Source organism: Neisseria mucosa (assembly GCF_013267835.1).
Lineage (GTDB): Bacteria > Pseudomonadota > Gammaproteobacteria > Burkholderiales > Neisseriaceae > Neisseria.
This window is the reverse complement of sequence record NZ_CP053939.1, coordinates 179,189-202,603: the sequence shown is the minus strand read 5'-3', so window position 1 is coordinate 202,603 and position 23,415 is coordinate 179,189. Positions and strand designations below refer to the sequence as shown.

Annotated in this window: 25 protein-coding genes; 10 read left to right on the top strand and 15 right to left on the bottom strand. The window is 48.5% G+C overall.

Going from position 1 to position 23,415, the window contains the following annotated elements:
* Positions 1-52: 52 nt before the first annotated feature.
* Positions 53-1,498 carry a glucose-6-phosphate dehydrogenase gene (zwf, locus tag FOC66_RS00905; RefSeq protein ID WP_003745737.1) on the bottom strand — a complete coding sequence of 482 codons (1,446 nt, stop codon included), beginning with the start codon at positions 1,496-1,498 and terminating at the stop codon, positions 53-55.
* A 481-nt stretch (positions 1,499-1,979) separates the two neighbouring features.
* On the opposite strand from zwf, the gene edd reads away from it, so the two are divergent.
* Together edd and FOC66_RS00895 are read left to right on the top strand one after the other, a co-directional pair.
* Positions 1,980-3,815: a phosphogluconate dehydratase gene (gene edd / locus FOC66_RS00900; protein WP_003745735.1), complete on the top strand. Its 1,836-nt coding sequence runs from the start codon at positions 1,980-1,982 to the stop codon at positions 3,813-3,815.
* Between the two features lie 196 nt (positions 3,816-4,011).
* Complete coding sequence (locus tag FOC66_RS00895; protein ID WP_003745733.1) at positions 4,012-4,650, top strand: bifunctional 4-hydroxy-2-oxoglutarate aldolase/2-dehydro-3-deoxy-phosphogluconate aldolase; 639 nt, start codon at positions 4,012-4,014, stop codon at positions 4,648-4,650.
* 65 nt (positions 4,651-4,715) lie between these two features.
* On the opposite strand, the gene FOC66_RS00890 is transcribed toward FOC66_RS00895, so the two are convergent.
* The 7 genes from FOC66_RS00890 to FOC66_RS00860 form a co-directional block, all read right to left on the bottom strand.
* Positions 4,716-6,320, bottom strand: a complete 1,605-nt coding sequence (locus tag FOC66_RS00890; RefSeq protein WP_003745731.1) for an NAD(P)-binding protein — start codon at positions 6,318-6,320, stop codon at positions 4,716-4,718.
* A gap of 67 nt (positions 6,321-6,387) precedes the next feature.
* On the bottom strand, positions 6,388-8,079 hold the full coding sequence (locus FOC66_RS00885) for a DUF4178 domain-containing protein (RefSeq protein ID WP_003745729.1): 1,692 nt from the start codon (positions 8,077-8,079) through the stop codon (positions 6,388-6,390).
* A gap of 167 nt (positions 8,080-8,246) precedes the next feature.
* Positions 8,247-8,774: a hypothetical protein gene (locus FOC66_RS00880; RefSeq protein WP_003745728.1), complete on the bottom strand. Its 528-nt coding sequence runs from the start codon at positions 8,772-8,774 to the stop codon at positions 8,247-8,249.
* A 78-nt stretch (positions 8,775-8,852) separates the two neighbouring features.
* Entirely contained in the window at positions 8,853-9,236 is a 384-nt protein-coding gene (gene speD / locus FOC66_RS00875; RefSeq protein WP_003745725.1) for an adenosylmethionine decarboxylase, read from the bottom strand.
* Positions 9,233-9,379 (bottom strand): hypothetical protein, encoded by a 147-nt coding sequence (locus FOC66_RS00870; RefSeq protein ID WP_162837292.1) that lies wholly within the window; start codon positions 9,377-9,379, stop codon positions 9,233-9,235. Before FOC66_RS00870 ends, speD begins: the two co-directional genes overlap by 4 nt.
* Before the next feature lies 1 nt (position 9,380).
* The gene (locus tag FOC66_RS00865; RefSeq protein ID WP_003745722.1) at positions 9,381-10,901 is read right to left on the bottom strand and encodes a DUF4178 domain-containing protein; all 1,521 of its coding nucleotides are present in this window, start codon (positions 10,899-10,901) and stop codon (positions 9,381-9,383) included.
* 162 nt (positions 10,902-11,063) lie between these two features.
* The gene (locus FOC66_RS00860) at positions 11,064-12,077 is read right to left on the bottom strand and encodes an SPFH domain-containing protein (RefSeq protein ID WP_003745719.1); all 1,014 of its coding nucleotides are present in this window, start codon (positions 12,075-12,077) and stop codon (positions 11,064-11,066) included.
* Between the two features lie 406 nt (positions 12,078-12,483).
* Here FOC66_RS00860 and FOC66_RS00855 point away from each other — a divergent pair, with 406 nt between their 5' ends.
* Positions 12,484-13,326 (top strand): outer membrane beta-barrel protein, encoded by an 843-nt coding sequence (locus FOC66_RS00855; protein ID WP_003745718.1) that lies wholly within the window; start codon positions 12,484-12,486, stop codon positions 13,324-13,326.
* A gap of 201 nt (positions 13,327-13,527) precedes the next feature.
* Here FOC66_RS00855 and FOC66_RS00850 read toward each other — a convergent pair whose 3' ends face one another.
* The gene (locus FOC66_RS00850; protein ID WP_003745716.1) at positions 13,528-13,926 is read right to left on the bottom strand and encodes a DUF350 domain-containing protein; all 399 of its coding nucleotides are present in this window, start codon (positions 13,924-13,926) and stop codon (positions 13,528-13,530) included.
* A 204-nt stretch (positions 13,927-14,130) separates the two neighbouring features.
* Here FOC66_RS00850 and FOC66_RS00845 point away from each other — a divergent pair, with 204 nt between their 5' ends.
* Complete coding sequence (locus tag FOC66_RS00845; protein ID WP_003745714.1) at positions 14,131-14,883, top strand: CPBP family glutamic-type intramembrane protease; 753 nt, start codon at positions 14,131-14,133, stop codon at positions 14,881-14,883.
* Positions 14,884-14,956: 73 nt separating this feature from the next.
* Here FOC66_RS00845 and FOC66_RS00840 read toward each other — a convergent pair whose 3' ends face one another.
* Complete coding sequence (locus FOC66_RS00840; protein ID WP_003686176.1) at positions 14,957-15,304, bottom strand: hypothetical protein; 348 nt, start codon at positions 15,302-15,304, stop codon at positions 14,957-14,959.
* Positions 15,305-15,479: 175 nt separating this feature from the next.
* On the opposite strand from FOC66_RS00840, the gene FOC66_RS00835 reads away from it, so the two are divergent.
* The gene (locus tag FOC66_RS00835) at positions 15,480-16,370 is read left to right on the top strand and encodes a DMT family transporter (protein WP_003745712.1); all 891 of its coding nucleotides are present in this window, start codon (positions 15,480-15,482) and stop codon (positions 16,368-16,370) included.
* A gap of 18 nt (positions 16,371-16,388) precedes the next feature.
* Positions 16,389-16,745, top strand: coding sequence for an STAS/SEC14 domain-containing protein (locus FOC66_RS00830; protein WP_003745709.1), 357 nt, complete (start codon positions 16,389-16,391; stop codon positions 16,743-16,745).
* Between the two features lie 157 nt (positions 16,746-16,902).
* Here FOC66_RS00830 and argS read toward each other — a convergent pair whose 3' ends face one another.
* Positions 16,903-18,621, bottom strand: a complete 1,719-nt coding sequence (argS, locus tag FOC66_RS00825; RefSeq protein WP_003745707.1) for an arginine--tRNA ligase — start codon at positions 18,619-18,621, stop codon at positions 16,903-16,905.
* 153 nt (positions 18,622-18,774) lie between these two features.
* Here argS and FOC66_RS00820 point away from each other — a divergent pair, with 153 nt between their 5' ends.
* Positions 18,775-19,311, top strand: coding sequence for an isochorismatase family protein (locus FOC66_RS00820; protein ID WP_003745704.1), 537 nt, complete (start codon positions 18,775-18,777; stop codon positions 19,309-19,311).
* A 13-nt stretch (positions 19,312-19,324) separates the two neighbouring features.
* Positions 19,325-19,825: a GNAT family N-acetyltransferase gene (locus tag FOC66_RS00815; RefSeq protein WP_003745702.1), complete on the top strand. Its 501-nt coding sequence runs from the start codon at positions 19,325-19,327 to the stop codon at positions 19,823-19,825.
* Between the two features lie 56 nt (positions 19,826-19,881).
* On the opposite strand, the gene tehB is transcribed toward FOC66_RS00815, so the two are convergent.
* The 4 genes from tehB to FOC66_RS00795 all read right to left on the bottom strand — a co-directional run bounded on the left by tehB (position 19,882) and on the right by FOC66_RS00795 (position 21,993).
* Entirely contained in the window at positions 19,882-20,751 is an 870-nt protein-coding gene (tehB, locus tag FOC66_RS00810; protein ID WP_003745701.1) for an SAM-dependent methyltransferase TehB, read from the bottom strand.
* Between the two features lie 122 nt (positions 20,752-20,873).
* Positions 20,874-21,248, bottom strand: coding sequence for a DUF5376 family protein (locus FOC66_RS00805; RefSeq protein WP_003745698.1), 375 nt, complete (start codon positions 21,246-21,248; stop codon positions 20,874-20,876).
* Positions 21,249-21,250: 2 nt separating this feature from the next.
* The gene (locus tag FOC66_RS00800) at positions 21,251-21,601 is read right to left on the bottom strand and encodes an EndoU domain-containing protein (protein WP_003745697.1); all 351 of its coding nucleotides are present in this window, start codon (positions 21,599-21,601) and stop codon (positions 21,251-21,253) included.
* Complete coding sequence (locus FOC66_RS00795; protein WP_003745696.1) at positions 21,598-21,993, bottom strand: DUF5376 family protein; 396 nt, start codon at positions 21,991-21,993, stop codon at positions 21,598-21,600. Before FOC66_RS00795 ends, FOC66_RS00800 begins: the two co-directional genes overlap by 4 nt.
* Positions 21,994-22,318: 325 nt before the next feature.
* On the opposite strand from FOC66_RS00795, the gene rnhA reads away from it, so the two are divergent.
* A complete protein-coding gene (gene rnhA, locus FOC66_RS00790; protein WP_036493767.1) occupies positions 22,319-22,756 on the top strand; it encodes a ribonuclease HI in 438 nt (145 codons plus the stop codon).
* A 248-nt stretch (positions 22,757-23,004) separates the two neighbouring features.
* Entirely contained in the window at positions 23,005-23,403 is a 399-nt protein-coding gene (locus FOC66_RS00785; protein ID WP_003745690.1) for an HIT family protein, read from the top strand.
* Positions 23,404-23,415: the final 12 nt, after the last annotated feature.

Below are 23,415 nucleotides of genomic sequence, written 5' to 3'. Positions count from 1 at the left end.
TCATGGTTTCAGACGGCCTTTTGTTGGAAAACAAGGCCGTCTGAAAGAAATATTATTGCTCTTCGTGCCACTTGTTGCCGTCGCGCGCTAACAGCACGCGCGCAGCTTCAGGACCCCAAGAATGGGCTTCGTAAGCATGTGGAGGCGTTGTATTGTTCGCCCAGTTTTCCAAAATCGGCATCACATATTCCCAAGCGGCTTCGAGTTCGTCGCGGCGGTTGAACAAAGCGAGTTTGCCGTTAATCACATCCAGCAGCAGACGCTCATAAGCCTCGGCGCGGCGGCCTTCTACGGCTTTGCCCAAATCCACGCCCAAAGACGTTACTTCCACTTTATTGCCTGCACCCGGGGTTTTCACTTGCGTGTAAAGGCGGACAGATTCGGTCGGTTGTAGCTCAATAACCAAACGATTCGGCGCGGCTTGGCTGTTGTCAAAAATATGGTTTTGCAGCGGACGGAAGTTCAACACAATTTCCGCTACTTTGCCTGCCATACGTTTGCCGGTACGCAAGTAAAAAGGTACGCCTTTCCAACGTTCGTTTTCGATTTCGGCTTTAATGGCGACATAGGTTTCAGTGAAACTGTCTTTCGGTACATCGACTTCTTCCAAATAGCCGTTCATGCCGTTTGACGCAACATATTGGCCGCGAATAACATTTTCATTGACGGATTCGATGGTCAGCGGTTTCAACGCCTTGATGACTTTCACTTTTTCATCGCGCACGGCATCGGCATCCAAGCTGGCGGGTGCTTCCATCGCAGTCATGCACAGCATTTGCATCAAGTGGTTTTGCACCATATCGCGCAATGCGCCGGTAATGTCGTAGAACTCGCCGCGCTCTTCCACGCCCAACTGCTCGGCAATGGTCAGCTGTACGCTTTCAATGTATTTGTTGTTCCACAAAGGCTCGAACATCACATTGGCAAATCGCAAGGCCAGCAGGTTTTGCAGGCTTTCTTTGCCCAAATAATGGTCGATACGGTAGATTTGTTCTTCTTTGAAATAACGGGCCACATCTGTATTGATTTGCTGGGAAGAAGCCAGGTCTGTACCCAGCGGTTTTTCCAGAACCACGCGCACGTTATCGGCATTCAAACCGATTTCGGCAAGGTTTTCACAGGCTTGTGCAAAGAATTTCGGCGCAGTTGAGAGGTAGATCACGACATTTTCAGTATTCTTGCGTGCTTTTACCAAGTCGCCCAAAGCAATGAAGTCGTCTTTCTTTGTCACATCGACTTTCAAATACTCAAGACGTTGGATAAACGATGCCCACGCTTCTTCTGAGAAGTTTTGTTTGACATGGATTTTAGAATTCGTTTCCACTTTGGCCAAAAAGCCGGCGGTATCCAATTCGCTGCGGCTTACGCCCAAAATACGACCTTCGGGATGAAGCAAACCGGCTACATGCGCCTGATACAGGCAAGGCAGAAGTTTACGCATTGCCAAATCGCCGGTCGCGCCAAACAACACCAAATCAAAATTTGTCTGTGTACTCATTGTTTCATCTCTCGTTGAGGAAGCTTGCTTCAAAACTTTTGGACTGTCATCATCTATAAAAATCGATTAGAATCAAAAGCCTTTAAGCAATAAGCAGTAAAAAACCAATCGCCTGCACCAAAATTTCAAACAAGCGAGCTAATGAGTAGTAATACTACACATGGCTACACATTTTGTCTATTCTCATTTTTACAAATTGTTTGATTTAACATAAAAGTTTGATGACTTTTGCAGCCCTTCGTTTTACGAATTGACCATACCTCGATTTAAATCAAATTTCTTACATTTAGCAAATTATTTTGTAACAAAATTACAGATTTTGTACTATAATATGCGGACGCTTCGAAGAGAAATCTTCAAATATTCAGACGGCCCTTATTATTCATTCCCACAATTCAAGGCCGTCTGAAACATACCCAATACAAAAATCAGAAACGCGCAAACAAAATCCCTATCATATCGTTTAGCCAGGAGACCGCACATGAACCCCACTCCTATTCACCCGAAACTCGCCGAAATTACCGAGCGCATCATCGAGCGCAGCCGCCCGACGCGTGAAAAATATCTGGCGAAAATCCGCAGCGCCAAACAGATGGGACGCTTAGAGCGCAACCAGCTCGGCTGCAGCAACTTGGCACACGGCTACGCCTCCATGCCCAAAAGCATCAAAATCGAAATGCTTCAGGAAACCGTCCCAAACTTAGGCATCATCACTGCCTACAACGACATGGTTTCCGCACACCAGCCGTTTAAAGACTTCCCCGACCAAATCAAAGACGAAGCACAAAAAAACGGTGCGACCGCCCAAGTTGCCGGCGGCACGCCCGCCATGTGCGACGGCATCACGCAAGGCTACGCCGGCATGGAATTGTCGCTGTTTTCCCGCGACGTGATTGCTATGAGTACCGCCATCGGTCTGTCGCACCAAATGTTTGACGGCGGCCTGTTTATGGGCGTATGCGACAAAATTGTTCCCGGCCTGATGATCGGCGCTTTGTCTTTCGGCCATATTCCGGGCATCTTCGTCCCGGCAGGCCCGATGTCCAGCGGTATCGGCAATAAGGAAAAAGCCCGTACCCGCCAGCTTTTTGCCGAAGGCAAAGTCGGCCGTGATGCCTTGCTTGAAAGCGAAATGGGTTCCTACCACAGCCCGGGTACTTGTACCTTCTACGGCACCGCCAACTCCAACCAAATGATGATGGAAATGATGGGCGTACACCTGCCTGCCGCCGCCTTCGTCCACCCTTACACCGACCTGCGCGAAGCCCTGACCCGCTACGCTGCCGGACACCTCGCGCGCGGCATTAAAAACGGTACCATCAAACCATTGGGCGAAATGTTAACCGAAAAATCCTTCATCAACGCCCTGATTGGTCTGATGGCGACCGGCGGCTCGACCAACCACACCATGCACCTCGTCGCCATGGCGCGTGCCGCAGGCGTGATTTTGAACTGGGACGACTTTGATGAAATTTCCTCCATCATCCCGTTGCTGATCCGCGTGTACCCCAACGGCAAAGCCGACGTGAACCACTTTACCGCTGCCGGTGGCCTGCCTTTCGTTATCCGAGAATTGCTGGACGCAGGCCTGTTGCACGACGATGTCGATACCGTCGTCGGACACGGTATGCGCCACTACACCAAAGAGCCTTTCCTCATCGACGGCAAACTCGAATGGCGCGAAGCCCCCGAAACCAGCGGCAACGACGACATCCTGCGCAAAGCTGACAATCCGTTCTCCCCGGACGGTGGCCTGCGCCTGATGAAAGGCAACATCGGTCGCGGCGTGATTAAAGTGTCCGCCGTGCGCGAAGGCTGCCGCATCATCGAAGCGCCCGCCATCGTGTTCAACGACCAACGCGAAGTATTGGCGGCATTTGAACGCGGCGAGTTGGAACGCGATTTTGTGTGTGTTGTCCGCTACCAAGGCCCGCGCGCCAACGGTATGCCCGAGCTGCACAAACTGACCCCGCCTTTGGGCATTCTGCAAGACCGCGGCTTCAAAGTGGCGCTGCTGACCGACGGCCGCATGTCCGGCGCATCCGGCAAAGTGCCCGCGTCCATCCACATGACACCCGAAGCCCTGATGGGCGGCAACATCGCCAAAATCCGTACCGGCGACCTGATCCGCTTCGACTCCGTTACCGGCGAACTCAACGTCCTGATTGATGAAGCCGAATGGAACGCCCGCGAAGTCGAACACATCGACTTGAGCGCAAACCAACAAGGCTGCGGCCGCGAACTCTTCGCCAACTTCCGCAGCATGACCAGCAGCGCAGAAACCGGTGCCATGAGCTTCGGCGGCGAATTTGCCTGATGTCCGTTTCAGACGGCCTTCGTGAATAGAAGGTCGTCTGAAAAATTATAAAAGCTGTTTAAACGGAGCAGACATAGCGTGAGCTTTGCCCTCGAATAAACAACTTCCCCCATTTTTCAAAAATGGCCGTCTGAAAACTTAGCCTCTTCCTGTTTGACCTCAACAAAAATGCCCCTATCCCACTTGGAGAACTGAAATGTCCAAACTGACCCCACGCGAAATCCTGACCGCCGGCGCAGTTGTGCCTGTGATGGCGATTGACGACTTAAGCACCGCTGTCGATTTGTCCCACGCCCTTGTCGAAGGCGGCATCCCCACCCTCGAAATCACCCTGCGCACCCCCGTCGGCCTCGACGCCATCCGCCTAATTGCCAAAGAAGTGCCCAACGCCATCGTCGGCGCAGGTACGGTTACCAACCCTGAGCAACTCAAAGCCGTCGAAGACGCAGGTGCGGTTTTCGCCATCAGCCCGGGTCTGCACGAATCCCTCGCCAAAGCAAGCCACAACAGCGGCATCCCCCTGATTCCCGGCGTTGCCACTCCGGGCGAAGTCCAACTGGCTTTGGAGCACGGCATCGACACCCTCAAACTCTTCCCCGCCGAAGTCGTCGGTGGAAAAGCCATGCTCAAAGCCCTGTACGGCCCTTACGCCGACGTGCGCTTCTGCCCGACCGGCGGCATCAGCCTGGCAACTGCACCCGAGTACTTGGCGCTGCCTAATGTCTTGTGCGTCGGCGGCTCATGGCTGACTCCGAAAGAAGCCATCAAAAACAAAGACTGGGATACCATCACCCGTCTAGCTCGCGAAGCTGCCGCTTTGAAACCAAAAGCCTAATAAGGTTATAGGTTAAAAAAGAAAAGGCCGTCTGAATATGATTTCAGACGGCCTTTTTATATCAATTAAGCCAACACTTTCCGTGCCGCCTCCACACCCCAATACAAAGCCTCTTCAAATACCGAATAGCCGCTTAAGTCACTGTGTGCAAACAATAATCCAGTATTTCGGTTTCTGATTTTTAATAAAGCCTCATCGCTTAAATAGCCGGGTTTCGGCACGCTCATGCCATGCCCGCGGACGGTAATGTCAACATGGGAAACATGCCGCCAAAAGCCTTCGCCGTAAACGGTAAGCAGATCTTGTGCGGCAAGCCGGAGCAGCTCTTCGTCGCTTGCTTCAAGCAATTTGCGGCGGACGGCTTGCGGCGTATCGTGGTTGAGCGCGGCGTAGGCGGTAAAAATCGTGCGTTCGGGACGGGCAACCCGGATAAGCTGGTTGGTCGCAACAACATAGCCCAGCCCTTGGCTGCCGTAAACCACATTGTCCCACGCAAGTTCGCTGTTGTTTTTTTCTTTCGGGAAGCTGTGCAGTTCAAAATTAGAAACCAGCCATGGCGCGTATTCGGGAATATCCAGACCAAATTTTTCAGGAGATTCAATAATGCGGGCGGCAACCATCAGCGGCATGGCGGAGATAAGGTGTTGCGCGGTGACGGCAACGGTTTCCCCTTTTGCATTATCACGCAACCACACTTCAATCCGGCCGTCTGAAAGCGGTTTGATTTTGACGGCAGAAGCATTAACCGAAGCAGGTTTCTCCAAACGGATACGGTTTTCAGACTGCCATTGCCAGCCTTCCTGCAAACCGGCATGACGACGCAGGTTTTCAGAAAGATGTGCCAAACCTTCGGGCCAAGTGAGGACGGTTTCCGCGCTGTTGCGGGCGGCAAAATAATGCAGTCCGGCAAAGGCGGATACTTGCGCTATGCCTTGTCCGTAATCGTCGCGGCAACAATAATCGAGATACCACAAAAGCTCGGGCGAGTTATAACCTTCCTGCTCAAGCCATTTTTTAAACGTCAAGCTATCAAGTTTGCGCCATGTTTCATCTACCGATGATAACGCAATCGGAATGGCAAAAATTTTCTTACCGTCATTGCCGTAAGCCTGTTTCAGACGGCCGATTAAATCAAAAAACCGTTTAGAATCCGCATCTTCTTTCGGCAATAAATGTTCCACCCATTTATCCTGATACAAGAGGCGCGATTCGGGCGCATAGACCAAATCGGTTTCCCTAAAGCTGCCGTCCGACTGCAAAATACCGAAATCCGCCAACATCTCGCGCACATACACGCTTTCTTTCGACGGCAAAGCCAAATAATGCGCACCGCTCGGCGCTTTCAGGCCGTCTGAAGACGTATAGGCGGCATTGTTGCCATTGCGTTCAAACCCTTCTGCCAACAATACATCGCGGTGATTATGCTTCGCCAAATACCACAACGCCCCCAACCCAGCCGCACCGCCGCCAAGTATCAGCGTATTGCATTCATAACGACGGGTCGGCGGACTAAGCAATTTCCCGTCGCGCAACAAATGCCCCAACGGCAAACCGACACGGTTAATAGAAACCGGCGGTTTACGGTTGAGGTATTGGTAAGTTTGCCAAGAAAAAGCAGAGGCAGCGCCAAGCGCGGCAGTGTAACTGAGAAATTGACGGCGGGTTAGCATGTTTTATAAAAAGGTCGTCTGAAAAAATAAAAATGAAACGGTACAACGAGGTTAAACAGATCTCACGTTATTTATGCCCTGCCGAATAACCATGATAGGAGCTGCCGGAATGCGATGAGTCGCTGTCTTCCGCTTTGACATAGTTGAACAAGACGGTAAGGAAAATGATGAAAGCAAAGAAAATAATCGTCCCCACCCGTTCTTCTTCGTAATCACGATCGTTTTTATATCTGTCAGAAATCCATATCCATACCAACGCACACAGACTGACCACTATGCCGACAGGGCTACGTAGGTGCGGCGACAGCCAGGCCGGAAGGTTGACGATGATAAGAATCAGCATAGCAATGATACGGGCTACATTATCTCTACTCCCAACATTTCTATTGTCGCCCTTCAGCCAGTAAGAGAGCATCTCCTTAGTATCAAAAGACAGGCCGAATGCCTTTCTCATTTGACGGTAAGACACAGGACTGCTTTTACTCCAGACAATTTCATCCTTGCTCTGCTCGGAACACAGAATGACATTCCTGCCATAACTTTTCTTGCCGCTATATTCCTTATAATGAAGCAAATCGCCTTGTTTGACTTTCCAATAAAAAGCGCCAGCCGCTGCCTCGACCCGCCCGCGGTAATGATCAATCAACATTTCACCGGCAGGATTGCCACTTGAATCAAAGTCCGGCCATGTGTGTAAGGTTTTTGACAGCCGCCAGCGTTTTCCAGACTCAATTAGCCAGGCAAACCCTCGTTGCGTGTTATAAAGCAGATATTCCGTCCAGTATTCGGACTGATTTTGGTTATAGGACGATATTTCGGCAAATCTTACAGCCCCGATAATCAGATATTCTGTATCGTTCAGACGGCCTTTCGTACCAATGGAAAGCGTAAACAGGTTTTCTTGTTCTTTCCTTTGGGCATTTGCCTTCATCAACGCAACAGTATCTTTTGTCGTGTTCAAACTGCTGCCGCAAGACTGACACAAAAGGAAAGAAGTAACACCACTTGGCCAATGGACAGGAGCGCCGCAATGAGGGCAGTTTTCAGAAAGAATCTCTCCTTTCAGACGGCCTGCACTTTCACGGATTTCATCATCACTACGCTTATTTTCCAGCTTCAAACTGTCCAAACTGACTATGCGTCCGAAGTAGGAGTCCATTGGAAAAGTCGAATAATCCAAGGTCAAAAACAAATTGCCCCGCCGCCAGTCGCAAACCTCGCCTGTCGCTTGATTCCCAGATAAGTTGAACGGCAACTCGCCTTGCGCATCGGTATTACGGTAATGTATGGTGCGGACGTCTGACGCAATAAAGGTTTGGCCATTAAAGATCAACGAACTGGAACCGGCTTTCACCGACTTAAAATTTTTCGGCCCCCGTCTCCTCTTCTGGGCAAGCAAACATGTCATCGCATATAAATCGCCAACCTCGGAAAGCCAGCCGGTCTGCCCGTCATCAAACAAGACATACCATTCATTCCATGCGCCGACATCGTAATGCACCTGCAATCGCCCAATCAGCGTAAATTTCCGATCATCAAAAACGCCTCTCGTTCCAATCTGCAACGGACTAAAATCCTCCAGCAACGCAGAATCACGCCCTGAATTGGCAACAAAATATCCGCTCCTCCCATTACCGCTTCTAGCAACCAGCATACTGTGGCAATGGCCACACACCAGCGTCACGGCGGTAGCGGAATACGCCTCCACAGGCGCACCACAGCTTGGGCAATCGGTTTTAAAAAAAGGCGTTTTTTCCATATAACGTCAATATTTCAGTTTAATCAGCATAAGGTTTAAGGCCGTCTGAAAACGGATTGAATATGCTTTCAGACGGCCTGTCTTTTAATAAAGAATAAGTTAAATCTTTTTTCTTGATTGTTCTGCCATATGATGAACTTTGTTTTCTTTAACTAAAGCCAAGTTTACTAATCGGCAAAAAATTGTACATCTCTCTCTTTTACCCATCCGGCCGGGCAAACGCCTTTTGCGACAATAAGCAACTGACCTTCATCATCAACATGAGTGGAAAGACGACATTTTTTGCCTTTGGGCGGTTTGATTTTCCATTCAGTCGGGAAATCGGTAGGTTTGGTGCAGTTGTCAGGTAGGCTCATATCATGGCAACTGATTTGGTTTTCTTTGATTGCCAAAGGTACTTTTTTTACTTTTATCCAAGAGTATCCTTCTTCGGTATTTTTGCTGTCATTACCGACAACGCAAAGGTATTGCATATAGTGCAATTGAGCGATTGAAGATGCCTTATCGTCCGGTTGAGCTTGCAGGGATGCGCCTTGGTTATTACTGACATAAACTTGATTACGGCAATACTCGGTACGATCATGTGTTAATTTTTTTGCTTCGGCACTTTCCACTCCAAGCAAAAACAAACCTGCAAGCAAGTAAATAACCAATGGCAAACTTCTGTTTCTCTTCCAATCTTTTATTTTAAGCATTTTGTTTAAAAGCCTTTTTATACAAAATTTGTTATCTAATTTACTATCAGCCGATTTTTTCAGACGGTCTTATAGATTTTATTGTTCAACCAATGGTTGTATATCGTCCAGTATTCCTTCGCCACGTTGCGCAACCGTCCAAACCGCCCTTTCTGCCGCCAACTCCCTGCACAACACTTCCTTCACTTTTTCCAATTTCATACCGCCGCAGATAAATGCATCTATAGCGGCAAAACGGTGTTCCGGCCAAGTGTGGATGCTGATATGGGACTCGGCAAGCAGCAAAACGCCGGTTACGCCGCCTGCGCCGCCGAAGGTGTGAAAATGTTCGGTCAATATGGTGGCTTCTGCGGCCTGTGCAGCAGCTACCAAAGCGGTTTTCAGACAGCCTTCATCTTTTAAGATGGCTTCATCGCAGCCATATAAGTCCAATAGGCCATGATTACCGGGTGCATGGGTCATTTATGTCCTCCGGAATAACCGCTGCCGCCGTAATAGCCGCCGGAGTGCATACGCGAGCCGTCGGAGTCGGAAGAGCCATAGCTGATGATCATGGAGATGACGATGATGATGGTGCTGAAAATGATGTAAGTGATTCTTGACATATTAATCCTCGTCCTCGTCTTTTTTACCCATGCTCCACAACAACCAGCATCCTACAAAGATGACGGTAAGTGCGGCAGAACTGTCGCCGGTCAAAAGCGCAGGGAGGTTGACGACAACCAAGATGGAGGTCATTATGATTCTTAATGATTTATCAATGCCGTCCGCCGCCATGTTTGCAGTGTAATGCGGAGCTTGGCTGGTCAAATTAAACGCATCTGCAATCTCCCGATAAGCAATTGGGGCACTTCTAGTCCATGCCATTTCGTGACTGTTTAGTTCGGAGCCAAGCTTACGGCTTTGTCCGTCTCGGTAATCGCTGTAATAGTTCAAATCACCGTTTCGGACACGCCAATAAAACGCCCCGCTGGCAACCTTAACCTGTCCGCCATAGTCATAAAGTTTGCCATAGCCTTGCGGTTGGCGGTTGCGGTCGAGGCGCGGCCAATCGTTCAAGGTTTCGGAAATATTCCAACCTTCATCAGATTCAACCAACCATAAGAAACCCTGTGTAGGGTTGTAAAGCAGATACTCCGACCATTGCCCTTCGGGCGTGAGCGTACGGTTGAGGCCGCTGAACAGGTTTTCGAATGTTTCCTGTGCGTCGGTTTCGGCGTATCTGACCGCGCCCATAACGTAAAATTCGCGATTTTTCAGACGGCCTTGTCTGCCGACAGGCAGGGTAAACAGGCTTTGCTGCGCCGTTCGCATGGCGTTGGCGGTAATGAGTTCGGCTTTGTCTTTGCCGATTGCCAATTCGCTGCCGCAGCTTGGGCAGTTGAGATGGGCGGTGAGGCCGTTGACCCAGTGGACGGACGAGCCGCAGTTGGGACAGTTTTCTGAGGAAATACTGCCTTTCAGACGGCCTGCGCTTTCTTTGATTTCGTCTTCGCTGCGGGTGTTTTCCAGCTTCAAATCATCTAGGTTTACCATCCGCCCGAAGAAGGCTTCAGGTGTTTCGCTGCTGTAATCGAGCGTGATGAAAAGGTTTTCGCAACGCCAGTCGGAAACCCGATTTTCTGCATCCTCTTTCAAAACAAACGGCAACTCACCCTGCGCGGCCGCATGTTTCAAGCTGATGTTGCGGACATCGGAGGCAATATAGCGTTTATCTTGAAAAATCAGCTCGCTAAACCCGGCTCGCGTGTCTTCAAATCTCGGCGGATTATCGATTTCGACCGGCATGGTCATCACATACAAATCGCCCGCCTCAGAAAGCCAACCGGCCCTGCCGTCGTCAAACAGCGCATACCATTCATTCCACGCACCATCGTCGTATTGCACCTGAAGCCGTCCGACCAAGGTAAAGCGTTGTGCGACAAATGTGCCGCTGGTTCCGATTTGCAGCGGACTAAAATCTTCCAGCAACGCGGAATCGCGGCCGGAGTCGACAACGCCGTTATCTTGCCGCACCAGCATGCTGTTGCAATAGCCGCACACCAGCGTCACGGCGGAAGCAGAATGCGCTTCGACAGGTGCGCCGCAGCTTGGGCAGTCGGTTTTAAAGAAAGGAGTTTGAGACATGGGTTTGCTTTTTCAGAATGGGTTGGGATGTTTCAGACGGCCTTAACGTTTTTGAAGTCGGACAGGCTTAATCAAATCATTTGAAAGGCCGTCTGAAACCTTTTCCACAGAAGCAGCTCAATGCTTCTTTTGAATGATATTTTTCAGACGGCCTTCAATTGATCAACCAATCAGCTGTTTCAACACTTCAGCCTTGGCTTTGTCAAAATCTTCTTGCGAAATCAAACCGCTATCGAGCAAAGACTTAAGTTTCACCAATTTCGCCTGCGGATCCTCGGCAACCGGCTGAGCATTTTGTTGAGCCTGTTGCACATTCGGCTGCATCATGCCAGACATGGCACCCGCCATCGCCTGACCAATACCGGCACCCACGCCCAAACCTGCACCGATTCCGGCAAGTCCGCCTTCATTTTGTGCCGCAAGCGGGATGGATTCGGCGGTTTGATATTGGGTGTAGCGACCCAAATCGCCGATAACGCCCATCGAAATTTTCTTATCCAACGCAGCCTGGATAGAAGCAGGCAAGGAAATGCTTTCAACCGTAAAGTTTTCCAGCGCCAAACCCAGCTTGGCAAATTCTGCACCGAGCAATTCGCCGATTTTTTGCGACAACAAAACTTGGTTTGCCGCCATATCCAAAAACGGAATACCGGAGCTGCCAAACGCAGCAGCCAGTTGAGTGACTGCAATATTGCGCAGCTGGTTTTCCAAATCTACGCCGCTGTATTGCGCCGCCACACCGCTGACTTCTTTGAAGAATTTTGCCGGATCGCTGATGCGGTAAGAATACATACCGAACGAACGCAGTTGCACCGCGCCAAACTCGGCATCGCGCACGGTAACTGGTTGGGACGTCCCCCATTTACGTGCGAGCTGTTGTTTGGTATTGAAAAAGTAAACATCCGATTTAAACGGGGATTCAAAAAGCTTGTCCCAGTTTTTCAAGTTGGTCAGTACTGGCAACGTTTGCGTATTGAGCGTGTAACGCCCCGGCCCAAACACGTCGGCGGTTACGCCTTCATCGACAAACATCGCCATCTGCGCCTCACGCACAGTCAGGCTCGCACCGTTTTGGATCTCCTCATCGGCAATCGGAAAACGCCACATCAACAGGCTGTCGTCGGGATTCGGCCATTGAATGACGTCGATAAACTGTTTCTTGATAAAGTTGAACATCGCAGTTCCTTATTTGAAGAAGAAGGGATAACTTATAGGCTGTCAGGTCAATTTGCCTAGTCGGTCATATCGCTTATTTTATATAAATAGAATGTCATACGATATTAACATTCAAAATGTCTTTATGCCTGGGAATAGAGTGGGTTGCTCTATCTATTTTTAGTGTTAAACCCACTAGCCGACCCAGAAACATTAACATATCATTAAAATTCATGCAGACTCTGTTTTACACTATTTTTCTGCTTTTACCTGCGCTATATCATAAAAAAGACAAATACAGGTAGAAAATCATTAAACACCATACCAAGCGTTCACTACACCTGTTAATATTTATCAAATCCTAGAAATTCATCATGCTGTATTTTCAAATTATCACATTGGCTTTCATAAAGTAAAAGGAATTTATATGAAAAATTCTGCTCATTTCTGTTTTGCTGTGTTAGTACTCTCTGCTACCGTAAGTACACAGGCTGCCCGCCCTGTTGAATTTACCGTTGGTAGCGAATATTACAACGAGACCTATCGCGAATACGAAAAAGATGGTAGTCGCTTAATGCAGCAAAAAGGCAACTTATGGTCTATTAATGCCGGCGTAAAATACCGTTTCAACGATCGCCATGCGGCAAAATTAGAAGGCCGTTATTCGCGCGGTAAAACAGATTACACAGGAAGCGTACAATATATAACTGAGGATTATATCGACGATTCAGCAAGTTATGGCTCAGCCACACTCAAAAATGCACCACGCCGCGCATACGATATCCGTGCCTTATACGAATATACACTCCCGATTAACGATCGCTTTAGCATTACTGCCGGAGCCGGCTTGGGACACCGCGTTCTGAGGGACTTAAGCAGCCGCATTGATCCTAATGATTATGACCGCAAAAACCGAACTACATATGCGCAAATCAATACCGGAGTAAATATCGCCCTTCCTGCAAACTTTGAGATATCTCCCCGCATTGCCTACAATCGTGCCGTGAAAGGCCGCCAATATTCTTACGAACCCGACCAGGTAGAAACCCGAATGAAACAAGGCGGCGGACAAGGTATCGAGGTTGAAGTGCCTATATCTAAAAAATTCGCTAACGGCTCCAAAATCAGCCTCGCTCCATTCTATCGCGGCTGGAAAGTTAAAGAATCGAACCTTACCGTTACGGAAGAGTATGACTCATATGGATTGGGATCTATAGAACCTAAAAACCACACCCACGAAGCGGGCGTAAGATTGCAATACTCTTTCTAATTTGATGAGTTTAAGTAGTTAAAATGTTTCAGACGGCCTTGTATATAACAGGCCGTCTGAATTTTTTGATGCTTTCAGAATTTCACTATAACGCCAATACCATCAGACATAAGACCTTATCAGTCAAAAAAATCTACCGATAATTTTTCTAGACAGGAGTCAGGATCAGCACATCTTTTGCTATCCAACCAACCATTAACATCAAGTCAAACAAGCAGCGTTCAAAATACCAATCGAAATGGATACTGCGCTAAACAACGCGCCGACGGCAACATTGTTGCCGATGAGTTCTGCGGTAGCGCCTTTAATCATCATGGTGGCGGCGAAATAGACAAAAATCTGAATTACGGCTGCGGCAAGGGCCCACAGGATAAAATCTATGAAGCTGACACTGTGGGCAATACTTGACGCCAGTGTCAGACAGAAACCGACCAAAGCACCGCCAAACGACAAGGCGCAGGCAAGGTTGCCGTTTTTAATCAGGCGCAATTCTTCAACGGGTGTAATCCGCAGATATACGGCACCGAAAACAACAGTCATGGCGATACCTGCCAACATGTATTGCAGGTAGAGCAGATATTGGGACAGAGAAATACTCACGATAAGATTCCTTGGTTTGCAATAAAGTGATTATGCCATATTTTTGAAGATAAACCCTTTAGAAAATACGGCATTTGGGGAGCACTTCAGGCTGTCTGAAACAGCCTGATTTTTAATTCATGTTTTATTGTGATAATTGTTGACGATTTTTGTATATTTATGTAACTATTGCGCACCGCTATTTATTAGATTAAAGAGGAGAATATGAGCATACTCGCCGCCATCCGCCCCAAAGAGCCTTTGCGCCATCTACGCTGGTTTGATATGCTGATTGTAACCGTCATCCTGTTCGGTCAATTTGCCTACCGCTCCACCCAACTTTATATCGCCAGCCTGATGCCGCAAGTGGAAACGGCCGCCGTTGCCGAAGAGGCGCGCGATACTGCGGTAACCGGCGTGGCTTATTCGGAAAACATGAGCCTGCAGTTGACGCTGCTTGCTATTGCTCTGATTTACCTCATTATCCGCCGTTTCGACTTCAAACAATTGCCGATTCGTTTTAATTTAGGCGTGTTGTTTTGGACACCTGTGATTTTTATCCTGATGGGCTTAACCGCCGATGCGGTAACTTCATTAAGCGGCGGCTACAATTACTTTACCACTGAAATCTTCCAATACATCAAACCATTATCCATCTTCGACAAATTTGCCGCCCTTGCACCGATGGCCATCCTCTACGGCCTTTTAAACGGCTTTTATGAGGAATTCTGTTTCCTCGGCCTCTTGACCTGCGTGGAAGACAAATACAAATGGCAGGCATTGGCCTATTCGACCTTGGTGCGTGTCTCCTTCCATACTTACCAAGGCATGCTTTGGGCGACCGTTATTGGCGTTGTTTTCGGCTTGATGTACTACTTCTTCTACAAATACAAAGTCAAAAACCTGCTGCCGTTTTTCCTGATTCACGCCTTGGCAGATATCTTCGGCTCCGGCTTCATCTATTTGATTTGCGCTTAATGGCAACGGTCATCTGAATAAACCAGGCCGTCTGAAACATCATTTTTCAGACGGCCTTTTATCATCCATCGGTTTACTTAATCAAAGTAATTGCCACATCCGCATCTTCGGTTGCAACTGCCTCAATCACTGCATCGCCGCCAAATCGCAGCACAGAGCCTGCGCCGACAGTATGTTTTTCAGTCTGATTCAGCGTCACGTCAAAGCTGCCTTTTCCAACGGCAAAAATCAACGTTTTAAAACCCGGATGATCATGCGGCTTAATCTGCTCCCCTTTTTTCATATCTTTCTTAACGACCATGTAATTTTCGCCGCTGAAAATCTTACCGTTTTCGGAAGAAACCTCTCCCAAAGGCGCGGCAGAAACGGCAACGGAAAACAAAGCAGACAGCAATACAGCGGAAATATTGGAAACTTTCATGACTAGCCTTTCTTGAAAACAGGGCTTCCATTCTATAAAAACCCACCTCATTATTCAATAATAATTCTCATTTTCTAATAAAAAGGCCGTCTGAAACCCAACGATATTTTTCAGACGGCCTGATTGACCTGTATAATATTTTCTTATTAATAAAATCGCTTTACACACCCATCAAATGGAAACCGTCAGAAAAGATCCGCTCGGCTCGGCATGGATGGTTATCGCCGCGCTCGGCTTTACCGTCATGAACCTCTCCATCAAAGCCGCCTCAACGCAATTCGGCTTTTCCAGCGGCGAGCTGGTCTTTTGGCGCATGCTGGTCTCCACCCTGTTCTTAGGCATCATGGCCAAAGCGCAAGGCAACACGTTTTCCACGCCGTATTGGAAAACCCATCTCAACCGCAGCGTCATCGGCACACTTGCCATGATGTGCACGTTTTATTCCGTCATGCATCTGCCGCTGGCAACAGGCGTCACGCTCAACTACACCTCCTCCATTTGGCTTGCCATTTTTTCATTTTTCATTTTAAAAGAACGAATTACGCTTTATACCCAAGCCATTTTGGTTATGGGCTTTATCGGCGTTATCCTCTTGCTCAACCCCTCTTTTCAAGGCGGACAGGAATTTGCCGCGCTGGTCAGTCTGGCAGGCGGCGCCATGTCGGGCTGGGCGTATTTGCAGGTACGCGAACTCTCGCTTTTGGGCGAGCCGGGCTGGCGCGTGGTGTTTTACCTCTCGCTTACCGGCCTGATTATGGGCGCAGTCTGGAGTACCATCACAGGCTGGCATCCGCTGACCGTCTCTTCTCTGCCCTATCTGGCCGGCATCGGCATCTCCGCCATGATTGCCCAACTGGCCATGACCCGCGCCTACAAGGTCGGCAAGAAATTTACCGTTGCCTCGCTTTCCTACCTGACCGTCGTTTTCTCCGCCCTATCCGGCGTACTGCTTTTCGGCGATAAAATCACTTGGCAGGAAGCTGTCGGCATGGTTATCATTGTTGCAGGCGGCGTGTTCAGCAGTTTTACTCCGGCCTCAATCAAAAAATTTCTGATGAAGCAATAATTTAACAAGGAGAACACCATGATTTCCATCCGCGAACAATCTTACGGCTTAAACGTAGCGCTGTACAACGAGTTCACTTTGGACGATTTCCGCCAATTGGAAGAAGCCTTGTTGGCCGCGAAACAAAAAATCCATCTGCCCGACATCCTGTTGGACTTGTCCATGCTGAAAGACTTCACCATCGATATGGCGGTCGAACAAATCAAATTCCTCAACCAACATGAAACCGACTTCGGCCGCGTTGCCGTCATTACCGACGACATTTGGATCAAACTCGGCGCGCGCCTTTCCAGCCTCTTAACCAACCAACATCCCAAATATTTCAGCGACGCTACCGAAGCACAGGCTTGGTTGTTGGCAAGCAATTTGAAATAAAGATAAGGCCGTCTGAACGCATTACCTGAGCAAATTCAAAACCGCTTAGGCTCAAAATCAACGGTATCACAATATTTTTCAAAGCATAAAAAAGGCCGTCTGAAACCTTGCAACCTGCAAAGTTTCAGACGGCCTTTCATCGTTTTTATTCAAAAACTTACATGACATCCAATACATCAATACCCAGCAATTCCAAGCCTTGTTTCAGCGTGTCACCGGTCAGCTTCGCCAGTTGCAGGCGGCTGTTGCGGGTTGCGCCTTCTGATTTCAAAATCGGGCAGGCTTCGTAGAAGCGGCTGAACAGGGTGGCGATTTGATAGAGGTAGGCGGCGAGGTAGTGCGGATACACCGTGTCCGCCACGCTTTGCAGCACGTCTTCAAATTTCAGAAGCTCGGCGGCAAGCTGTTTTTCCAGCGGTTCGGTTAAAACGGTTGGCGCAGTTGCATCCCATTCGCCTGCTTTGCGGAATACGCTTTGCACGCGTGTGTAGGCGTATTGCAGGTAAGGAGCAGTATTGCCTTCAAACGAAAGCATGGCGTCCCAGTCGAACACATAATCACTGGTGCGGTTTTTGCTCAAATCAGCGTATTTGACTGCGCCGATGCCGACGGTTTTGCCGATTTTACCTGCTTCGTCTGCGCCCAATTCAGGATTTTTCTCTTTCACCAAAGCAGTGGCGCGCTCGACGGCTTCGGTCAGCAGGTCAACCAGTTTCACGGTGTCGCCGCTGCGCGTTTTGAACGGCTTGCCATCTTTACCCATCATGGTGCCGAAGCCGATAAACTCGGCTTTTGCATGTTCCGGCAGATAGCCTGCTTTGCGGGAAGTGGTAAAGAGTTGCTCAAAGTGCAGGGCTTGGCGGTGGTCGACGACATACAGCAGGCGGTCGGCTTTCAGACGGCCTATGCGGTAGCGCAAACATGCCAAGTCAGTGGAAGCATAAAGGAAGCCGCCGCCTTGTTTTTGCACGATAAATGCGGCAGGTTCGCCTTCTTTGTTTTTGAACTCGTCCAAGAACACGACTTTCGCGCCGTCGTCTTCGATCGCCAGACCTTTTTGAACCAAATCATCGACTACAGGCTGCAAATCGTCGTTGTATTTAGATTCGCCCGCCACGTCTTCGGGGCGCAGTTTCAAGCCCAGCGTGTCGTAAACGGCTTGGGCGTGCGAGAGCGAAATATCGACAAACTGTTTCCACAACGCCAATACAGTTTCATCGCCGCCTTGCAGCTTCACAACGTATTCGCGCGCAGTATCGGCGAAGGCAGGATCTTCGTCAAAGCGCACTTTGGCGGCACGGTAAAACTGCTCCAAATCCGCCAGCTCAAACGCGGCATTGTCTTTTTGCTGCTCGACCAAATAAGCGACCAACATGCCGAACTGCGTACCCCAGTCGCCGACGTGGTTTTGGCGGATAACATTGTTACCCATAAATTCCAACACGCGCGAAATGCTGTCGCCGATGATGCTGGAGCGCAGATGGCCGACGTGCATTTCTTTGGCCAGATTGGGCGAGGAATAGTCGATAACGACGGTTTGCGGTTTGTCGGTTTTCGCTATGCCGAAACGCGCGTCGTTCAAGGCCGTCTGAATATTTTGCGCGAGGAATTCAGGGCTCAGGCGCAGGTTGATAAAGCCGGGGCCGGCTACTTCCGCGCTTTCAATCACGGCGTTATCTGCCAATGCTTCGGCCACTTTTTGCGCCAACTCGCGCGGATTTTGTTTGGCTTTTTTCGCCGCACCCATTACGCCGTTGATTTGGAAATCGCCGTGTTCGGCGTTTTTGGTCGGCTGCAAAACAACGGGGCTGTCGGCGATGCCTGCGGCGGCAAAGGCGGCGGCGGCTTCGCGTTCGACGGTTTGGTATAAATTCATGTTGTCGGTCTCTATCAATTCAAATCAGGCGGTATTTTAAAAGAATTTCAGGCTTTAAAACAGGGCAAGCTGCAATACTTTTCCAGCGGCTTGTTATATGATTGCATTCTGATTCAACGATTTTGCTGTAAAGGCCGTCTGAAAGGAAAAGCCATGAACCCCAAAAATACGCTTTGTCTGATTGTCGATATTCAAGAACGCCTGCTGCCCGCCCTTTCCGGCGCGGACGAAATGTTGGAACGCTGCCGCCTGCTGATTCAGGGCTTGACGGCTTTGGACATCCCCTTTGCCGTAACCGAACAATATCCGAAAGGTTTGGGCAACACCGTGTCCGCCGTATCGTTGCTGTTGCCCGAAGGCACGCCGGTTGTCGAGAAAACCCGATTTTCGGCGTTTTTACCCGAAATTCAGGAAATCTTACGCAAAAACGACATTAAACACGTTATTTTAGTGGGCGCAGAAGCGCATATCTGTATGCTTCAGACGGCCTTGGATTTGAAGGCGCAAGGTTACGCCGTATCCCTGCCTTTTGAATGCACCGCCTCGCGCACAACGGCCAACCGTGACAATGGTTTGGCGCAAATGAGCCGTCAAGGCATTACCGTTTCCAATGTCGAAAGTATTTTGTTCCAACTGCTCGGCGATGCCAAACATCCGGCCTTTAAGACCATCTCCAAACTGATTCAATAAAAGGCCGTCTGAAATGCAATACACCATCCGCCCTGCCCTGCGCCAAGACTTGCCCGCCATCGTCGATATTTACAACAGCACCGTGGCCACGCGCCAATCCACGGCCGATTTGTCGCCGACCACGGTTGCCGAACGCGAAATGTGGTTTGCCGCACACACGGACAAACGCCCGATCTACGCCCTTTACGATACCGACGGCACCGTATTGGCCTGGGGCAGTTTCAGCGACTACCATCCGCGCTACGCCTACCATATCAGCGCAGAAGTCAGCGTTTATGTCCGCCACGATATGCGCGGCGCAGGCGTGGGCAAAATCCTGTTGCGGCACATGCTCGAACGCGCGCTGTCCTTAGGCATCCGCAACGTCATCGCGCTTGTGTTCGGCCACAACTATCCGAGCCTGAACCTGTTTCACCGTTTCGGATTTGAAGAATGGGGGCGGCTGCCGCAAGTCTGCGATTTGGAAACCATGTTGGCAGACGTGGTGATTTTGGGTAAAAGGATTGTGGATTGATTACGGCAAAGACCGTCTGAAAACTGAATTCAGACGGCCTTTTGACGGCAAAACCTTTATTGCGGTTTCTTCGCCAGCATGGTGACGAATTTAAACTGAATCGGATTGCCGAATTCGTCTTTCGCGTGCATCGAGCCCAGCTCTTCCTTGTATTCCACCAATTCCCAATCCTTATAGTATTCGCGCAGCTCGCCCTCGCCAAACTTGAACGGGAACGGCATCGGGCAAGGGAAATCTTCCGTATCCATCGCAGACACGATCAGATTGTAGCCACCGGGGTTGGTGTGTTCCTTCATATTGGCAATCACGTCAGGAACGTAACGCGGCATCAGGAACATAAACACCACGGTCGCCACCATATAATCAAAGTTTTCCTGAATATTGGCAGCGTTGAGGTCGTATTCAAACGCACGGACATTCAACTCTTCAATACGCGCCAGCTCTTCCACGTTTTGAACCGCATGGGGATTATTATCGACAGCGGTAACGTCAAAACCTTTCAAACCCAGATACAGCGCATTGCGGCCCTGACCGCAGCCCATATCCAAAACCTTGCCGACAGGCACGATGTCTTCGGCGGCACGGACGGCCGAATGTGTCGCGCTCATGCCGTATTTCTTATTGAAATAGTCCGCCGCCTCGCAGTAAAACGACAGTTGGATTTCCGTGTCTTGCGTTTGCGGCGCGATAAAGTGCCATGCTTGCGGATGGATAATCCAATCATCGCTTTCAGGCGTCAGCTCGTGCGTAGCCGTAATATTGCCCGCTTCGTCCAATTCATTGAAGTTCAGACGGCCTTGGAGGACATTGAGGCAGCCCCAAGTACCGGCGGCGGTATTGTGTTTGGACAACAAGGCTTCGGGAATCTCGTCCGCCGTCCACACAGGCATCTGTTTGTAACAAAACAATTCTTGCTGTTCGCTCATCATATTTCCTTTCTATTTTGACGGTTTCAACACAGCTTCTGCCAAGGCTTTTTGAATGGCAATAAAGTGCAGGCAATTTTGAGATATTTTAAAACTCTTTGATAATTGACCGTCCTTCCAATCTAGAACTCTAAGCGCTGTATTAAGCCTTCTTCAGGTTCTTGGCTTCGGAAAATCAGCCATAACCTTAACACATCAACCATAATTCCACGAGGCAAAGTGAGATAAAGTGACTCCTCTTCTTGAGCAAAGAGAAAATAAAAATTCACTTGATTGTTCATCACCTCAACACTCCAAGAATTGGAAGAAATATCCGCTTCTTGAATCGTCTCATCTGTTAAGATTGACAATGAATGATCCAAAAAAGAGAAATAATTTGGACCACCCATTGGATCATTCAAATAGCCGGTTAATGGATTTAATTGGTGATTTTCTTCCAAATAGCAAGCCGGAATAATTTGCCCTTTATGTTGAATATACGTAAAAATAAGTTTCATCTTTACTCCTGCTCAGCACTTGGGAAAGCCGTGACGACAGGATAGGTATAACCTTCTACACGTACGCCTGAATTTGAAATGCCAACCCACATACCTTCAGCTTTACGAATAGAATCTAAATCATCTACTTGATTCATATAAGCAGAATTAATTTCCACTTTGATACGATCTGCCGTCCACGTTTGAGGAAACATCAAGGTCTCCCCATTATTGTTAGTTTTAGTCATATATTGATTAGTTTCACTATCAAAAGCGGAAATTTGTGCAAGATATACGCCATTTGGATAAGTATATAATATCCGATCAACACGTATATTGCCTAAGGCGGCATGGCCACCGATCATGACTGTCATTTATAAGCATCCTCTGAGTCGATAACTTCTTGGTAGTTTGGGTCCTTAATCGATTTATTTAAAAAATCAATCCATCGTCTAATAATAAAGATAAATTCTATTTTAGGTAGTTTAATTTGATATTGCTTATTATCTGAATCGTATAAAAAGAATATATAAACATTATCTCCTACTACATCCACTCCCCAAGAATTAGAAGATATATCCTCTTCTCTATTATTTATCAAAATATTCAAAATATCCTTAAGAAATTCTTTATATTCAATTTTATCTCCTAAGTCATCATTCAAATAAGATATTAACGGTATATAATCCCCCTTAAACTCTGAGTCACATGTTGGAATAAATTCTTTTTTTACCTCATTAAAATAATACTCAAATATAATTCTCATATTTTTCTACTTAAAATCAATTGGCTCTGTTACCTTATAAACATTTTTATTTTCTTGCTCGTTGATGTAATGATCTTTTTGGCGATTAGAAATCCTTTCATTCAATCCTTTATTTCGATTTCCTCCTATATTTAGCTATATCTTCTGATTAATTAACCGCATTTTTAGTCTTGGATTTCAACATCCCTCTAGCCCTAACTAACGCCAATCCAGCACAACTTAACGAATGATAAAGTGCAGGGTATTTTACACGCGCAAACCGTATTTGCCGATATTTCAGACGGCCTTATGTTATGATACCGCCTTATTCGACAAAGACATGACCATGGATAAACCCGTTTACCTCTACACAGACGGCGCATGCAAAGGCAACCCCGGCGCAGGCGGCTGGGGGGTATTTATGCGCTACGGCACACACGAAAAAGAACTGTTCGGCGGCGAAGCCGAAACCACCAACAACCGCATGGAGCTGACCGCCGTCATCGAAGGCCTGAAATCCTTAAAACGCCGCTGCCAAGTCGTCATCTGCACCGACTCGCAATACGTCAAAAACGGCATGGAAAGCTGGATATACGGTTGGAAAAAAAACGGCTGGAAAACCGCCGCCAAAAAACCGGTTAAAAACGACGATTTATGGAAAGAGCTGGATAGTTTGGTTCAACAACACGATGTCCGCTGGACGTGGGTAAAAGGCCATGCTGGACACCCTGAAAACGAAAAAGCTGACGAGCTTGCCAATCAAGGGGCGGCAAAATTTGTATGACACTTCATCCATGACTGCACTCAAACATCTCAAGCCTTTGTTTGGTATTGCCGTCATTGCATTAATTTGTGTGACTACGTTAAGACCGCCGAAGAATGTGCCGACTTAATCACGCCCACCTATTTATTTTGGTGGTTTATACCTGAACCGTGGCTTTTCGCATTCATCACGCTGACTGCTATTTACCTCATTCTAAAAATCCTGATGGCAATCACCCGATTCCTATTCAGACTGAGAAAGAAAAACCCATGACCTGCCCCATCTGCACTGCCGACAACGAAGATATTTTGCTGCAAACGCCAAACCTGCGCGTGATCGCCGTCCACAACGAAGCCGGCGCACCGGCATTCTGCCGCGTCATTTGGAATAACCATGTTTCCGAGATGACCGACCTTTCCCCTGCCGAACGCAACGAAATCATGGAAATGGTGTATCAGGTTGAAGCCGCAATGCGCCAAGTCTTCCGCCCGGCCAAAATCAATCTGGCCAGCCTCGGCAATGTTGTGCCCCATCTGCATTGGCACGTCATCGCCCGCTTTGAAAACGACGCCAACTTCCCCGCGCCGATTTGGGCCGCACCCGCTCGCGAACACGGTATGGCCTTGCCCGAAAATTGGCCGCAACAAATCAAAAACTTAATCGCTTAAACTTTCAGACGG

Excerpts from the sequence above, each read along its gene's own strand:
- zwf (WP_003745737.1), bottom strand. The coding sequence starts at position 1,498 with ATGAGTACACAGACAAATTTTGATTTGGTGTTGTTTGGCGCGACCGGC.
- edd (WP_003745735.1), top strand. The coding sequence starts at position 1,980 with ATGAACCCCACTCCTATTCACCCGAAACTCGCCGAAATTACCGAGCGC.
- FOC66_RS00895 (WP_003745733.1), top strand. The coding sequence starts at position 4,012 with ATGTCCAAACTGACCCCACGCGAAATCCTGACCGCCGGCGCAGTTGTG.
- FOC66_RS00890 (WP_003745731.1), bottom strand. The coding sequence starts at position 6,320 with ATGCTAACCCGCCGTCAATTTCTCAGTTACACTGCCGCGCTTGGCGCT.
- FOC66_RS00885 (WP_003745729.1), bottom strand. The coding sequence starts at position 8,079 with ATGGAAAAAACGCCTTTTTTTAAAACCGATTGCCCAAGCTGTGGTGCG.
- FOC66_RS00880 (WP_003745728.1), bottom strand. The coding sequence starts at position 8,774 with ATGCTTAAAATAAAAGATTGGAAGAGAAACAGAAGTTTGCCATTGGTT.
- speD (WP_003745725.1), bottom strand. The coding sequence starts at position 9,236 with ATGACCCATGCACCCGGTAATCATGGCCTATTGGACTTATATGGCTGC.
- FOC66_RS00870 (WP_162837292.1), bottom strand. The coding sequence starts at position 9,379 with ATGTCAAGAATCACTTACATCATTTTCAGCACCATCATCATCGTCATC.
- FOC66_RS00865 (WP_003745722.1), bottom strand. The coding sequence starts at position 10,901 with ATGTCTCAAACTCCTTTCTTTAAAACCGACTGCCCAAGCTGCGGCGCA.
- FOC66_RS00860 (WP_003745719.1), bottom strand. The coding sequence starts at position 12,077 with ATGTTCAACTTTATCAAGAAACAGTTTATCGACGTCATTCAATGGCCG.
- FOC66_RS00855 (WP_003745718.1), top strand. The coding sequence starts at position 12,484 with ATGAAAAATTCTGCTCATTTCTGTTTTGCTGTGTTAGTACTCTCTGCT.
- FOC66_RS00845 (WP_003745714.1), top strand. The coding sequence starts at position 14,131 with ATGAGCATACTCGCCGCCATCCGCCCCAAAGAGCCTTTGCGCCATCTA.
- FOC66_RS00840 (WP_003686176.1), bottom strand. The coding sequence starts at position 15,304 with ATGAAAGTTTCCAATATTTCCGCTGTATTGCTGTCTGCTTTGTTTTCC.
- FOC66_RS00835 (WP_003745712.1), top strand. The coding sequence starts at position 15,480 with ATGGAAACCGTCAGAAAAGATCCGCTCGGCTCGGCATGGATGGTTATC.
- FOC66_RS00830 (WP_003745709.1), top strand. The coding sequence starts at position 16,389 with ATGATTTCCATCCGCGAACAATCTTACGGCTTAAACGTAGCGCTGTAC.
- argS (WP_003745707.1), bottom strand. The coding sequence starts at position 18,621 with ATGAATTTATACCAAACCGTCGAACGCGAAGCCGCCGCCGCCTTTGCC.
- FOC66_RS00820 (WP_003745704.1), top strand. The coding sequence starts at position 18,775 with ATGAACCCCAAAAATACGCTTTGTCTGATTGTCGATATTCAAGAACGC.
- FOC66_RS00815 (WP_003745702.1), top strand. The coding sequence starts at position 19,325 with ATGCAATACACCATCCGCCCTGCCCTGCGCCAAGACTTGCCCGCCATC.
- tehB (WP_003745701.1), bottom strand. The coding sequence starts at position 20,751 with ATGAGCGAACAGCAAGAATTGTTTTGTTACAAACAGATGCCTGTGTGG.
- FOC66_RS00805 (WP_003745698.1), bottom strand. The coding sequence starts at position 21,248 with ATGAAACTTATTTTTACGTATATTCAACATAAAGGGCAAATTATTCCG.
- FOC66_RS00800 (WP_003745697.1), bottom strand. The coding sequence starts at position 21,601 with ATGACAGTCATGATCGGTGGCCATGCCGCCTTAGGCAATATACGTGTT.
- FOC66_RS00795 (WP_003745696.1), bottom strand. The coding sequence starts at position 21,993 with ATGAGAATTATATTTGAGTATTATTTTAATGAGGTAAAAAAAGAATTT.
- rnhA (WP_036493767.1), top strand. The coding sequence starts at position 22,319 with ATGGATAAACCCGTTTACCTCTACACAGACGGCGCATGCAAAGGCAAC.
- FOC66_RS00785 (WP_003745690.1), top strand. The coding sequence starts at position 23,005 with ATGACCTGCCCCATCTGCACTGCCGACAACGAAGATATTTTGCTGCAA.